Source organism: Prevotella vespertina (assembly GCF_009728485.1).
Taxonomy (GTDB): domain Bacteria; phylum Bacteroidota; class Bacteroidia; order Bacteroidales; family Bacteroidaceae; genus Prevotella; species Prevotella vespertina.
This window is the reverse complement of sequence record NZ_VVIQ01000011.1, coordinates 1-14,051: the sequence shown is the minus strand read 5'-3', so window position 1 is coordinate 14,051 and position 14,051 is coordinate 1. Positions and strand designations below refer to the sequence as shown.

Annotated in this window: 10 protein-coding genes, 1 tRNA gene and 1 pseudogene; 10 read left to right on the top strand and 2 right to left on the bottom strand. The window is 41.7% G+C overall.

What is annotated here, in order from left to right; translation table 11 throughout:
* Positions 1-310: 310 nt before the first annotated feature.
* From F0475_RS09500 to F0475_RS09480, 5 genes are all read left to right on the top strand, one after another.
* Complete coding sequence (locus F0475_RS09500; protein WP_155716438.1) at positions 311-769, top strand: HU family DNA-binding protein; 459 nt, start codon at positions 311-313, stop codon at positions 767-769.
* 601 nt (positions 770-1,370) lie between these two features.
* On the top strand, positions 1,371-4,103 hold the full coding sequence (locus F0475_RS09495) for a DNA gyrase/topoisomerase IV subunit A (RefSeq protein WP_155716437.1): 2,733 nt from the start codon (positions 1,371-1,373) through the stop codon (positions 4,101-4,103).
* A 71-nt stretch (positions 4,104-4,174) separates the two neighbouring features.
* The gene (locus tag F0475_RS09490) at positions 4,175-5,017 is read left to right on the top strand and encodes a DUF3316 domain-containing protein (protein WP_155716436.1); all 843 of its coding nucleotides are present in this window, start codon (positions 4,175-4,177) and stop codon (positions 5,015-5,017) included.
* Positions 5,014-6,036 carry a S41 family peptidase gene (locus tag F0475_RS09485; RefSeq protein ID WP_155716435.1) on the top strand — a complete coding sequence of 341 codons (1,023 nt, stop codon included), beginning with the start codon at positions 5,014-5,016 and terminating at the stop codon, positions 6,034-6,036. The genes F0475_RS09490 and F0475_RS09485 overlap by 4 nt, the downstream gene beginning before the upstream one ends.
* 417 nt (positions 6,037-6,453) lie before the next feature.
* Positions 6,454-6,535: transfer RNA gene (locus F0475_RS09480), tRNA-Leu, on the top strand.
* A 101-nt stretch (positions 6,536-6,636) separates the two neighbouring features.
* On the opposite strand, the gene F0475_RS09475 is transcribed toward F0475_RS09480, so the two are convergent.
* Positions 6,637-7,056, bottom strand: a complete 420-nt coding sequence (locus F0475_RS09475) for an HU family DNA-binding protein (RefSeq protein WP_009436001.1) — start codon at positions 7,054-7,056, stop codon at positions 6,637-6,639.
* Positions 7,057-7,435: 379 nt separating this feature from the next.
* On the opposite strand from F0475_RS09475, the gene F0475_RS09470 reads away from it, so the two are divergent.
* Entirely contained in the window at positions 7,436-7,846 is a 411-nt protein-coding gene (locus F0475_RS09470) for an FMN-binding protein (RefSeq protein WP_155716434.1), read from the top strand.
* Positions 7,847-7,874: 28 nt separating this feature from the next.
* Positions 7,875-8,159: a putative quinol monooxygenase gene (locus F0475_RS09465; RefSeq protein ID WP_155716433.1), complete on the top strand. Its 285-nt coding sequence runs from the start codon at positions 7,875-7,877 to the stop codon at positions 8,157-8,159.
* 61 nt (positions 8,160-8,220) lie between these two features.
* Here F0475_RS09465 and F0475_RS09460 read toward each other — a convergent pair whose 3' ends face one another.
* The gene (locus F0475_RS09460) at positions 8,221-9,234 is read right to left on the bottom strand and encodes an aspartate-semialdehyde dehydrogenase (RefSeq protein WP_155716432.1); all 1,014 of its coding nucleotides are present in this window, start codon (positions 9,232-9,234) and stop codon (positions 8,221-8,223) included.
* Between the two features lie 235 nt (positions 9,235-9,469).
* Between F0475_RS09460 and F0475_RS09455 the strand changes: the two are divergent.
* The 3 genes and pseudogenes from F0475_RS09455 to F0475_RS09445 all read left to right on the top strand — a co-directional run bounded on the left by F0475_RS09455 (position 9,470) and on the right by F0475_RS09445 (position 13,925).
* Positions 9,470-10,569: pseudogene (locus F0475_RS09455) on the top strand (PDDEXK nuclease domain-containing protein).
* A gap of 497 nt (positions 10,570-11,066) precedes the next feature.
* Positions 11,067-13,184, top strand: a complete 2,118-nt coding sequence (locus tag F0475_RS09450; RefSeq protein ID WP_155716431.1) for a cation:proton antiporter — start codon at positions 11,067-11,069, stop codon at positions 13,182-13,184.
* Between the two features lie 66 nt (positions 13,185-13,250).
* Entirely contained in the window at positions 13,251-13,925 is a 675-nt protein-coding gene (locus tag F0475_RS09445; protein WP_155716430.1) for an ABC transporter ATP-binding protein, read from the top strand.
* The last annotated feature ends 126 nt before the right edge of the window (positions 13,926-14,051 follow it).

Here is a 14,051-nt window from a genome sequence, read left to right as displayed (position 1 = left end):
CACCGCATCTACGTGCTGGCGGATGCGTATCTACGAACTGCTAGATACGCATTGCGCAGTTGCTAGATACGTATCTAACGGCAACGCTCACCGCATCTGACAGAACGTAGATACGTATTCGGCAGCAAGGCAATACGCATCTGGCAGGAGGGGGATGCTGAAAGGGTGAAAGAGGAAACGATGAAAGAAGAAAAATTAGTTAAGAAAATAGAATGGGGCAGCATGAAGATGCAAGAAGAAAGCTGCGGAAGCGTGCTGCCCTACGCTATGATAAACAATAGTTATTTAATAATTTAAAAACCTAAGAATCATGAGATTTAAATTAGTTCAAAAGAAGAATCCGCAGAAGCGAGAGGAAGTGAAGTATTATGCTAATCCTGTAAATGTAGGGCATAAGTCGCTGGATGATATTGCACGTGATATTGCTGGACGTTCGTCCTTGACACGTGGTGATGTGTCGAACGTGTTGTATAACTTCATCGATTGTCTGCCTCATTACCTCCGTGATGGTTTTAGTATTCAGCTGGGTAATTTCGGCTCAATGCGTGTCACGTTGTCGAGTAAAGGGTCGGAAACTGAAAAAGCTTTTAAGACCGAGACGATTAAGCCTCGTGTGGTCTTCACACCTGGCACAGAATTGAAGCGAGAGTTGGCTGCAAACTCCTACGAATCGTTGAGGAAGAAAGATGAAGAGGAAAAAAGCCTCACCCCCGCCCCCTCTCCAAAAGGCGAGGGGAGTGAAGAACACCCTGGACCACAGGCAGGGTAAAAGTCCCACCCAAGAAAGCCTCCCCAAGCCCCTCCAAAGGAGGGGATGTCTTTATTGGATATAGTTTGAAACAACTAGAGATATGTGAGCGGATTAAAGACATCCCCTCCTTTGGAGGGGCTTGGGGAGGCTTTTCTTTAGGGTCGGCTTCTATACCACGGGAGCTTTTTTAGATTGATTCAGGGTATCAATCGTTCTGTAATAAGACAATCGATTATATTAATTGTGAAATTAATGTCTTTCAAAACTAGTGTATTAATTTGGTTCTCTCGCTTCCGTGGTATGGCCTCACCCCCAGCCCCTCTCCTACAGAGAGGGGGGCGCCTAACGGGGTGGGGCTTTTGTGTGAGACAGAGGAACATGGTTTTAGACAGCAAAGAGACATATTTCTCAATGACATAAGTTCTGGAGACATAGTAACAAAAGAACACATGACTATGTTACTAACATCTTGTTCTTTTGTTACTATGTCTTTTAAAGCAGCTACTATGTCTTCAAGCGGGAATAAATTGTTTAAATAGGAAGTTAATATCTTTTTTTTTCGTACATTTGCAGTCACACGAAGCTAGGGATGTCTTAGCTACACAACAACAACGACAATATGGATGACGAAATAAAAGACATGGACGAGCTGACTCCTGCCGATGAGGTGCAAGGAAAGGAAACTCATTCTGACTACAAACCTGCCGACAGGTTTGACGCTGCAGCAGTGCATCACCTCTCTGGTATGTATAAGAATTGGTTTTTAGATTACGCCAGTTATGTAATCCTTGAACGTGCCGTTCCGCATATCGAAGATGGTTTGAAGCCTGTTCAACGCCGTATTCTCCATTCGATGAAGCGCATGGATGATGGACGATACAATAAGGTTGCGAACATTGTTGGGCATACCATGCAGTTCCATCCACACGGCGATGCATCCATCGGAGACGCTTTGGTGCAGTTAGGACAGAAGGATTTGCTCATTGACACACAAGGGAATTGGGGCAATATACTTACTGGTGACCGTGCAGCTGCGCCTCGTTACATTGAAGCTCGCCTATCCAAGTTTGCCTTGGAAACTGTTTTTAATCCTAAGACAACCGAATGGCAACTCTCATACGATGGTCGTAACAAAGAGCCTATCACACTTCCTGTGAAGTTCCCATTACTTCTTGCACAAGGAGCGGAGGGTATCGCCGTAGGGTTATCATCAAAGATTCTTCCTCACAACCTCAATGACATCTGTGAAGCAGCAGTGCAATACTTACGGAATGAGGACTTTCATCTCTATCCAGACTTCCCTACTGGCGGAAGTATTGATGCTGCGAAGTATAATGACGGACAGCGTGGTGGTGTATTAAAGGTACGTGCTAAGATAGAGAAACTTGATAACAAGACCCTCGTCATACGTGAGGTTCCTTTCACCAAGACGGCTAACTCACTTCAAGAATCAATCACCAAAGCAGTAGAGAAAGGTAAGATTAAGGTTCGTAAAGTGGAGGATATGACCGCCTCCGAGGTTGAGATTCAACTCCACCTCACCCCTGGTACGTCCAGTGACAAGACCATTGATGCCCTTTATGCCTTCACAGATTGCGAGATAAACATATCTCCTAACTGTTGTGTCATTGAAGACAATAAACCTAAGTTCTTGACAATCTCCGATGTTCTTCGCAATTCCGTAGAACATACAAAGGCGTTGTTGAAGATGGAGCTGGAGATTCGCAAACACGAACTGGAGGAACAACTCTTCTATAACTCATTGGAACGTATCTTCATTGAAGAGCGTATTTATAAGGAGAGGAAGTTTGAGACTGCAAAGAACTTAGACGAAGTTGTAGCCTTTGTTGATGCTAAATTAGAGCCTTATAAGAAGACCTTTATTCGCGAAGTAACCCGTGAGGACATCCTCCGCCTACTGGAGATTAAGATGCAGCGAATACTGAAATTTAATAAAGATAAGGCTGACGAACTCATTCAGAAGATAAAGGCTGAGATTGCAGAAATAGATAAGGATCTTAGCGAGATGGTGCGTGTTACCATCGAATGGTTCACTCATTTGAAGGAGAAATATGGTAAGGATCACCCTCGCCACACAGAGATAAAGAGCTTCGATACCATCGTTGCAGCGAAAGTAGTTGATGCTAACGAGAAGTTATACATAGATAGTAAGGCTGGATTCATTGGTACAGGACTCAAGAAGGCAGAGTTCGTTCAAAACTGTTCAGACCTTGATGACGTCATTATCTTCTATCGCGATGGTAAGTATAAGGTAATTCGTATTGCAGACAAGGTGTTTGTGGGTAAAGGAGTTATACATCTTCAGGTATTCAAGAAGAATGATAAACGCACCATCTATAACGTTGTTTATCGTGATGGAAAGACTGGTCCTTACTATATCAAACGCTTTAATGTCACCTCCATTACACGTGACAAAGAGTATGACTTAACCTCTGGTACAGATGGATCAAGGATCTTCTACTTCACAGCTAACCCTAATGGCGAGGCCGAACTAATAAAGATTACCCTTGATCCGAACCCTAACAAGCCCAAACAAAACATCTTCGTTGAGTATGACTTTGCTTCTGTGCTTATCAAGGGACGCACGGCTAAAGGCAAGCTGCTCACAAAGAAGAACGTTCATCGCATCTCATTGAAGAGTCACGGACACTCAACACTGGGCGGACGAAAGGTTTGGTTTGATCCAGATATCAACCGAATCAATTACGAAGAGCATGGTCGTTTCCTCGGGGAGTTCGCTGATCAAGACAATATACTCGTCGTCTTGAAGAATGGGGAGTTCTATATTACGAACTTCGATGCAAGCAATCACTACGAAGATAACATCCTTCGCATAGAGAAATTCATTGCAGATAAACCATGGACAGCCGTGATCTATGATGCAGACAATCAAGGTTATCCTTACTTGAAACGCTTCCAAATGGAGGCAACAAAGCGTCATCAGAACTTCATTGGAGATAATCCTAACTCACAAATGGTACTCTTGACGGACGTTGCTTACCCTCGCATTCAAGTGACATATGGCGGAGTGGATGCATCAAGAGGTACAGAAGAGTTTGATGCAGAGCAATTTGTTGGTATCAAAGGATTCAAAGCTAAGGGTAAACGTCTCACCACTTGGAAAGTAGATAAGATTGAGGAACTTGAGCCAATACGCTTCCCAGAAGAAGAAAAGAAGGATAATAACGATGAGGGAGATAATGGAGGTGATACTCAAGAAGAGCCTACAACAACTCCAATAGAGGAGAATCTCGACCCTGATGCAGGTAAATCTCAACAACAAGTAATTGATGAGATAACTGGGCAACTCAACTTGTTTACAGATGAATAATATGATATTCCCACTTATAGAGACTTGATGTGAATGTTTCTATAAGTGGGATTTTCTCTTTAACGGAACTTATGCCTATGAAACTAAAGACTCTCTTTTTACGTAAAACGAACTTCTTTATAACGTTTCTCTTACTTTCTTCAGCAACCTTACAAGCCCAAGACACCTTATATAATAATAAGGTGATAAGCAACGCACAAATGTTGGGTATCGGTACAGCTAACGTCCTCGACACTTACTTATCACAAGAGAAATACAACGGAACAGAGCTTAGATACATCTCACATACAGTGCGTGAGAATGGTAGCAGGGTGTCACGAGAATTGATACATCAAGCTCAATTACTCTATGCACACAATCGAAGAGACTATAATAACGAATTAGGAGGCTATTACAACTTCCAATATAACTGGCAATATGTCATCAATAAATGGACTATCGGCAATGGAGACTTACGCTTGAAAGCTGGTGGAGGAATTGATACAAGACTTGGTATCCTTTATAACACCAGCAACGCCAATAATCCAGCACAAGCTTATGGGCAACTAAACATCGCTCCTAATGTTACAGCTGATTATCATTTTCACCTTTGGGAGAAGCCTTTCTGTCTCCGTTATGAATTACAAATACCACTCATTGGATTAGCTTTCTCACCTAATTATGGGCAGAGTTATTATGAGATATTCACACAAGGTAATTACGATCATAACCTCGTTTTCACAACTCCCATCAATGCTCCTTCACTCCGACAGATGGTTACAATTGATTTTACATTGCATCACACCACCCTCCGTCTTGGCTATCTTGGCGATTACCAACAGGCTAAGATGAACGGATTACGCCAACACACGTGGAGCAATCTATTTGTATTGGGTATCGTAAGAACATTTTCTATCTATAAAATATTGCCATGAGAAGAATCCAATCTACCATCAGTTATATCACAACGAGCCTCCTTCTGCTCCTCTTGTTATGCTCTGTTACGAGCTGCATTGATAATGAAGAGTATGCCAACAACCCACGTGGAAACTTTGAAGCATTATGGAAGATCATGGATGAACATTATTGTTTTTTCTCACAAAAGGGAATAGATTGGCAAGAAGTTCATCAACGTTATGCCAAACAGTTCGACGCATCCATGAATGAGAAACAGCAGTTTGAAGTTTTAACGAATATGCTTTCAGAACTCAAAGATGGGCATGTCAATCTTTATACCTCTTTTAATATCGGACGTTATTGGGCGTGGAGAGACAACTATCCAAAGAATTATTCTGATTCACTTGAGCGTAAATATCTGAAGAGTGATTATCTCATTGCAAGTGGATTAGACTATACTGTCTTTGATGATAACATTGGTTATATACGTTGCGAGAGTTTCCAAAATCCTATTGGGGCTGGTAATTTAGATGACATTCTACTGCATCTTCAACCTTGCAACGGGCTTATTATCGATGTAAGGAACAATGGAGGTGGACAGTTAAGTAATGCTGAAGAACTGGCAGCAAGGTTCACGAATAAGGAGGAGCTTGTTGGTTATATCCAGCATAAAACAGGTCCCGGTCATAACGACTTCTCATCACTTCAACCCGAATACCTCACTCCCGGAAAGGGTATTCGATGGCAGAAACCAGTCGTTGTATTGACTAATCGTAGTGTATTCTCTGCTGCCAATGAGTTCGTGAAGTATATGAAGTGTTGCCCAAACGTCCACATCGTTGGTGATAAAACAGGTGGTGGAGCGGGGCTACCCTTCTCTTCTGAACTACCCAATGGATGGTCTGTTCGTTTCTCCGCATGCCCCATGTATGATCGAGATAAGCAAATGACAGAGTTCGATATTGATCCTGATTACAAAGTAGACATCACAGAATCGGATCTCATAAAAGGCAAGGATACGATTATCGAGTTTGCTCGTAAACTCATTGCAAAGTAATTGAACCAATCCTTCAACCTCCCGAAAGGAGAGCTTGAAGGATTGGTTTTATAAAAGAATAATCTCCATCTTAAAACCGCCAAACACTAGTGTTATTTTTAATTGGGGTTGCTGTCACATTTAACATTTGCATTAATTATCTAATTATGACCATCTTATTTATTCTAAAAAGATGACAGAAATGACAGGAAAAACGTTTTTCGTCATCTCCAAGTAAAACGTATTTAGAATTGACTTCGCAGCTACATAACCTTCTCATACACAGACATTATAGTTGCGAAACAACTATAATATAACATAAACAACAGTCACAATGAAGCAAGGATACATATTAGTTCTTTATTATAAAACGATTAGAAAAGAAATTCATAAACATTTGGTTATATCCAAAACATTATGTATCTTTGCACTCGTTATGCGCCTGTGGCGGAATTGGTAGACGCGCTAGACTTAGGATCTAGTAACTTACGTTGTGCAGGTTCGAGTCCTGTTAGGCGCACAAAAAAGAGCTAAGCATCATTAATGATTAGCTCTTTTTTATTCTATATATACATGTCAACATTTAAACCTCATGGTTTGACCTATTAGTAATCGCCCTCATTACTCATCATCAACATCAGCCCACACAACACGAGCACCAGATGCCATGTCTTGAATCTTCTTCCCCTTCCTACCGTCACGAGCACCAGAAGGAACAAACTTGCACTTTATACCCTTGATATTACGCTTAAGATTGAAGTCTTCTCGATTCTCTACAGGTTCACTCTCTACGCTGAGATGAAAACGACCTAAGCCATCAAGAACAACCGTTTCACCCTGACGAAGACGATAAGAGATCTCATCTATAAGGGCTACAACAAGCCCTCGAACGTCACCACGAGTAAAAGATGTGCTCTCCTGAATAGCATCAGCTAACTCTTCAGTGGACACTTCGCCAGCACTAACTGTTCGTGCATACCAATGCCCAGCACCCTTTTTATCTTTAAACTTACTCTGTTCTAATCTGATTTGAATTGACATAATATTATATTTATCTAGTTACTCTATTGGTTAAACAACTTCAATTGGAATCTATCAATAGGCTGAGCTACGTTGCTTCCAATGGTGGCCTGCAAAGGAGGAGAGCTTCTTCAATCTCTCAACAAGACCCGACCATCCTTCCAAGTCAGCTGCAAATATAATAAAAAAGGGCACCTTCTGCAAGAAAAAATAGATTATTTTTTTATATAAAACATCATCTCTTCCCTTATTGTTAGCCCCCTTCTGTTCTATAAGTTGTGGTTAATTTGAAGATAGATAAATCTGTTGAATGAATTAAAAAAGTAAAAACAGTCTGTTAGAAACATAGTTTTTCGTATATTTGCAAACACACTAATAACAATAAATAAAGGTAAAGATAATGTTGAATAAGAAGTTTCTTTCAGCTACCTTCATAGCTTTAGCAATTACAGGTAGCGTTGCTTTTGCTGCAGTCCAGCAGGGAAAGGTGATGTATAAACAAGCAGATGGAACATACGTAGTGAACACCACGACCCTAACTCCTAATGTGAAAGGATTTAAGGGCGCTACTCCTGTGGAAGTTTATATCAAGAATAACAAGGTAGTAAAGGTCGTTCCATTGCCAAATCATGAGTCACCTCGATACTTCAACACGGTGAAGGAAAACCTACTCCCTAAGTTTGAAGGAATGAAAGTGACAAAGGCTGCAAAGGCAGAGCAGGTTGATGGTGCTACAGGTGCTACATTCTCTTCACGTGCAATAAAGGCTAATGTAGCTGCTGCAGTGGCTTATTATAAAAAGAATAAGTAAGGGTTTCTCGACAAAATAGGTAGAAATTATGATTAGATTAAACGCTTTTTTCAAGGTAAAAGAGGGTGTGACAACAGCTCAAGTGAAGGCACTTGCAGATGAGTTAGTGGAATTCTCTCGCAAAGATGAGGGCAACAAGGGTTACGATTTGTTTGAGAGTACAACCCAACCAGGTGTCTTCATGTTTTGTGAAACATGGGAGAATAAGCTTTGTTTAGCTCGTCATGCCCGTTCAGATCACTTCACGCGCATTGTTCCAGAGATAGAGAAGTTGACGGATGGAGGCTTGAGTATAGAACAGTTTGAGCGTTAAAAAAGCCTCACCCCCCTCTCCTTTCGGAGAAGGGGGTGAGGCTTTTTTATAGTCTCTACCCTTACTTCACATCGCCCACTTTAATCAGATACTCTGCAATCTGTACTGCATTCAATGCCGCACCCTTGCGTATCTGATCACCTGTAAGCCATAACGTATTACCATTATCGTCAGCTAAATCCTTACGAATACGCCCCACATAAACATCATCGTGACCAGCACTCTCGAGTGGCATTGGGTACACATAGTGCTGCGGATCATCAACGAGTGTTACGCCAGGAGCCGTCTTCAATGCCTCACGAATCTCTTCAACAGATAGCGGGCGTTCGGTCTCGAACCATACAGCCTCTGAATGGCTACGGAGTGAAGAGACGCGAACACAGGTGGCAGAAGTACGTATGTCGGAGTGCATAATCTTCTGTGTCTCATTAAACATCTTCACTTCTTCCTTCGTATAATCGTTTTCCATCATCTTATCAATCTGTGGAATAACGTTATAAGCAAGTTGATGTGGGAATTTCTTAATAGTCTTTACCTCGCCTGTCTCAACGAGTTCCTTATATTGTTGGATGAGTTCTTCCATTGCTGCAGCACCTGCACCCGATGCGCTTTGGTAACTGCTGACGTGTACCTTCTTGATATGACTGAGCTTGTTGATAGGGTTCAAGACAACAACCATCATAATCGTTGTACAGTTTGGGTTGGCTATAATGCCACGAGGACGAACGAGGGCATCCTCTGCGTTAATCTCTGGAACAACCAAAGGAACATCTGCTTCCTGACGGAATTGACTAGAGTTATCAATCATCACAGCACCATATCGAGTGATGGTTTCGGCAAACTCGGCTGACGTTCCTGCTCCCGCACTAGTAAAAGCAATGTCAACACCCTTGAAATCGTCGTTATGCTGGAGCTGTTTTACTTCATATTCTTTACCCTTAAATGTGTACTTTCGACCTGCAGAACGCACTGAACCGAATAACACAAGATCGTCCAAAGGGAAGTTTCTTTCGTCTAATAGGCGTAGAAGTTCTTGTCCTACGGCACCACTGGCACCAACTATTGCTACTTTCATATGTTTTGTCTTTTTTGTTTTCAATTAATCACTTGTACTTGCAAAAGTACTATTTTTATTGTAATATAGGCTACAATCTGTCTTTCTTTTTAGCCTTTGGTGGGTTATATTTGTCTATATTCAACTTCTTTTGTAACTTTGACCTCGGATTTAATAGAGTACATCTATAACTAAAAACACTTGAGAAGAAGAGAAGTAAGAAGGCTTGAGTTGAACAATCTAAACAATTATAACAATGAATAATACTACACAAGAACCCGAACTTCCAAGCAAAGAGCATTTGTTTGAAGAGAGTTGCTTAATCATCGATGAGGCGCAACATGAGGCGTATCATGCCGTGAATATCGCCCTACTGAAGCGTAACTGGCTGTTAGGGAAGAGACTGAATGAGGAGCTATTAAAGTATTCCCGTGCTGATTATGGCAAGCGAGTTATACAAGAGTTAAGCGGTCTGCTTGTACAGAGATATGGTAAGGGTTTCTCTAAGAGTAATCTTTATAACTACATACTCTTTAATCAACTTTACCCAGACATATTCCAGTTGTCGACTGGAAAATCGGCTCGGCATGACATTCTCCAGTCGGTGACTGGAAAATCTTCCATTCGTCTCACTTGGACGCATTATAGCGTATTGTTGCAGGTTCGAGACGATGAGGCAAGGGCATGGTATGAGCAGGAAGCAGTTACAGAGGGATGGAGCGTTAGGACACTCCAGCGTAACGTGAGTAGCCAATACTACTATCGCCTATTACAATCTCACCATAAGGAGCTGGTAAGAGAGGAGATGCTGGAAAAAGCAGTCCACTTGTTGAGAAGTTGGAATTCATTAAAAGCCCTGTTGTTGCAGAGTTCTTAGGATTCACACCGAATACTTCTTTTACGGAAACAGACCTAGAGAGCTGTATTATTAGTAATCTCCAGAAGTTCATCATGGAGTTAGGAAAGGGCTACGCATTCGTTGGGCGCCAGCAACATATCCATACGGAGAAGGAGGATTATTACATCGACTTGGTCTTTTATAACTACTTCTTAAAGTGCTTCGTATTAATGGATCTAAAGACATCAAAGGTTACGCACCAGGATGTGGGGCAGATGGATATGTATGTCAGGATGTTTGATGAACTCAAGCGGACGGATGGCGATAACCCGACCATAGGTATTCTTTTATGTTCGGACACGGATGAAGACATCGCACGATACTCCATACTCCACGATAGTAAACAACTTTTTGCAACAAAGTATAAGCTTTATCTACCCACACAAGAGGAACTGAAGGCAGAGATAGAAGCGCAGAAAGCGCAGTTTTACTTACAATTTAAAGGGCAAAATAAGTAGTGATAATTTACGCTCTGGCATATATATAAAGGATGTAAAATGGGGTTCATCTCTTCAAACAATATACCTGTTTAATAGTTGGAAGCACTCTTTACCTATTGTAAAGCACAAGCAGTGGAATCGAAATGTATATGTTTAGCATTTCTTTTCCGCTGCTTTTCTTTTTGTTTCTTCGGTGTTCTGTATTGTTTTGAAGCGTAAGTAATAGTATTATCTAAGTGTGATAATTAATTATCTAAGCGTGATAATTAGTTATCTAAGTCTGATAATACTTTATCACGCTTAGATAATAAGAAAAGATAGGTATTCCGCAAATACAGATTCAGCGTATAAATAATGTGCAAGGTGCATGAAAAGAATGTGGAGAGCGTATGTAAGTCTGCTGAACACGACCTACAGACTTAATTTTTGGCTTATATAATCTATGAATATATGCTAAGATGGAATGTTGCCAAACTTTTTCTGTAACTTTGCAAGCAACAAGTTAATAGACATTCATGTTGCATTTATCACAATATTTTCCTATAGCTGACCCGACACTAATATTCTTTGTAGTGCTTTTGATGATACTTATTTCACCTATCATCATGGGGCGATTGCGCATACCTCATATCATTGGTATGGTGTTGGCAGGAGTTATCGTTGGTAAGTACGGACTGAATATATTGGAGCGTGACGCTTCATTCGAGTTATTCGGGCGTGTTGGGTTGTATTATATCATGTTCTTAGCGGGGCTTGAGATGGATATGGAGGGGCTGAAGAAGAATCGTAATCGGGTGATGATCTTCGGACTGTTAACCTTCCTTTGTCCGTTTATTATGACTTATCTGATGGGTGTTAGCTTGTTGAGTTATACGCCATTAGCCGCATTGTTACTTGCTGCTATTATGGCGTCGAACACGCTGATAGCCTATCCTATTGTAGGAAGATATGGACTGACACGGCACACTAGTTCGACGTTGAGTGTTGGTTCTTCCATGATGGCACTCTTCATTGCTTTGATCGTAATGGCATCAATCGTCAATAGCTTTCATGGCGGTGGGGGCGTTGCATTCTGGTTGTTCTTCGTTGTGAAGTTTGTTGTTTATTGTGCTGGACTTATCTTCTTCATACCCCGTCTTGCACGTTGGTTCTTGCGCCGTTATTCTGATGCCGTTATGCAGTTTATCTTCATCTTAGCGGTTGTATTCCTTTCGGCTTCTTTATCTGATGCTGTTGGCTTAGAGGGCATCTTTGGTGCATTCTTGTCTGGTTTGATATTAAATAGATATGTTCCGAAGGTTTCTCCGTTGATGAATCGCATTGAGTTTACGGGTAATGCGCTGTTCATTCCTTACTTCCTAATTGGTGTGGGAATGTTAATCAATGTTCGTTTACTCTTCTCTGGAACCAACATCTTATGGGTGGTCTTTTGCCTTGTTGTCTTTGGAACATTGGGTAAGGCAGTGGCGGCATATATTGCAGCAAGACTCTTTAAGATGTCGAAGATGTCGGGACACATGATGTTCGGTCTTACGAGTGCGCACGCCGCAGGTGCTATTGCCATGGTGATGGTGGGGCGTCGCTTGGAGATTTCTCCCGGAGTTTACCTCTTTGGAGATGAGGTGTTGAATGGTATTGTGATTATGATACTCTTCACTTGTATCATATCAACATTGGTTACAGAGTGGGCTGCTCAGCGCATTCGTTTACAAGAGAAAGAGGAACCAGAGATGGTGAAGACGCTTAACGACGAGAAGATTCTAATTCCTGTGAAGTATCCTGAATACGCTGAGAGTTTGGTCTCTATGGCTATAATGATGCGTAATCCACGACTAAAGAAGGAACTTGTCGCCCTAAATGTAGTGTATGATGATGTTAATATGCGGCATAATCAAGCGGAGGGACAGCGTTTGTTGGAACAGATTCATCAGTTAGCTAGTTCTTCAGATGTACCCATGACAACGCAGGTGCGCATAGCGGCGAATATTGCCAATGGTATTAAACATGCTTTTAAAGAGTTTCAGGCATCGGAGATACTTATGGGGTTGCACTTCCATAAGGATATAAATAAGAACTTCTGGGGTGAGTTCACACGTAGTTTGTATAATGGATTGAGCCGACAAATTATCGTTACTCGTATTACCCAGCCCCTAAATACAATAAGAAGAATACAAGTTGCAGTACCTTCTCGTGCAGAATTTGAGCCTGGTTTCTATCGTTGGTTAGAGCGATTGGCACGTATGGCGGGTAATTTGGAGTGCCGTATCGTATTCCATGGTCGCCGCGAGAGTTTGCAACTCATAACGGAGTTCATCCGTAATAGATTCCCTAGTGTGCGTGCCGAGTACGAAGAGATGTATCATTGGAAAGAACTTCCAGATTTGGCAACACGTGTGAAAGCTGATCAGTTATTTGTGATCGTCACAGCTCGTAAGGGTACAATTTCTTATAAGAGTGCGATGGAACGATTACCAGAAGAGGTGAATCGCTACTTCAAGGGTAAGACACTGATGATAATATTCCCTGATCAATATGGCAATCGTATGGATGATATGACGTTCGCTCAACCACAACACACGGAGGAACGCAGTGCTTACGAGGCTGTGAGAGAATGGATTCATAATAAGGTGTAAGAGGGTATTAGGCTAATTGGACTAATAAGGCTAATAAGCCTAATAGCCCCAATAAAAGAATAGAATATGATAGATATTAAGAACATAACCAAGAGTTTCGGTTCACTTCAGGTGTTGAAGGGTATCGACTTGCATATTAATAAAGGAGAAGTGGTGAGCATTGTCGGACCATCAGGTGCTGGTAAGACTACCTTATTGCAGATAATCGGAACACTGGATAAACCTGATAGTGGTTCTGTCATTGTCGATGGCATTGACGTTGGTAGTCTTTCGACAGGAAAGTTGAGCGACTTCCGTAACCAACATCTCGGTTTTGTCTTCCAGTTCCATCAACTCTTACCAGAGTTCACAGCCCTTGAGAACATCATGATTCCTGCCTATATTGCAGGCAGAAAGACGAAGGAAGCACGTCAGCGCGCAGAGGAGTTATTAGCGTTTATGGGGTTAAGCGATCGTGCAAGTCATAAGCCTAACGAACTATCAGGTGGTGAGAAGCAGCGTGTGGCAGTGGCTCGAGCATTGGTAAACAATCCAGCTGTCATCCTTGCCGATGAGCCTTCAGGTAGTTTGGACACAAAGAACAAACAAGAGTTGCATCAACTCTTCTTCGATCTCCGCGATAAGTTCGGTCAGACCTTCGTCATCGTTACACACGATGAAGGGCTCGCACATATAACAGATAGAACAATACATCTTAAAGATGGTGTTATACAGAATGACATTTGTCAAGAGACAGAATGACTCTAAGTTTGCAGCAAGAAACTTAAACAGGGTATAATCCCCTTTAGGAAGCAAGGTTGATTCATTACCTTTGTTGTCAAAAGGAAGAACCAGCCTACAGGATAGGGAAACTATAGAAGGACTAGG

Bases quoted from the DNA above. Each gene is read 5' to 3' on its own strand.
- F0475_RS09500 (WP_155716438.1), top strand. From the start codon at position 311: ATGAGATTTAAATTAGTTCAAAAGAAGAATCCGCAGAAGCGAGAGGAA.
- F0475_RS09495 (WP_155716437.1), top strand. From the start codon at position 1,371: ATGGATGACGAAATAAAAGACATGGACGAGCTGACTCCTGCCGATGAG.
- F0475_RS09490 (WP_155716436.1), top strand. From the start codon at position 4,175: ATGCCTATGAAACTAAAGACTCTCTTTTTACGTAAAACGAACTTCTTT.
- F0475_RS09485 (WP_155716435.1), top strand. From the start codon at position 5,014: ATGAGAAGAATCCAATCTACCATCAGTTATATCACAACGAGCCTCCTT.
- F0475_RS09475 (WP_009436001.1), bottom strand. From the start codon at position 7,056: ATGTCAATTCAAATCAGATTAGAACAGAGTAAGTTTAAAGATAAAAAG.
- F0475_RS09470 (WP_155716434.1), top strand. From the start codon at position 7,436: ATGTTGAATAAGAAGTTTCTTTCAGCTACCTTCATAGCTTTAGCAATT.
- F0475_RS09465 (WP_155716433.1), top strand. From the start codon at position 7,875: ATGATTAGATTAAACGCTTTTTTCAAGGTAAAAGAGGGTGTGACAACA.
- F0475_RS09460 (WP_155716432.1), bottom strand. From the start codon at position 9,234: ATGAAAGTAGCAATAGTTGGTGCCAGTGGTGCCGTAGGACAAGAACTT.
- F0475_RS09450 (WP_155716431.1), top strand. From the start codon at position 11,067: ATGTTGCATTTATCACAATATTTTCCTATAGCTGACCCGACACTAATA.
- F0475_RS09445 (WP_155716430.1), top strand. From the start codon at position 13,251: ATGATAGATATTAAGAACATAACCAAGAGTTTCGGTTCACTTCAGGTG.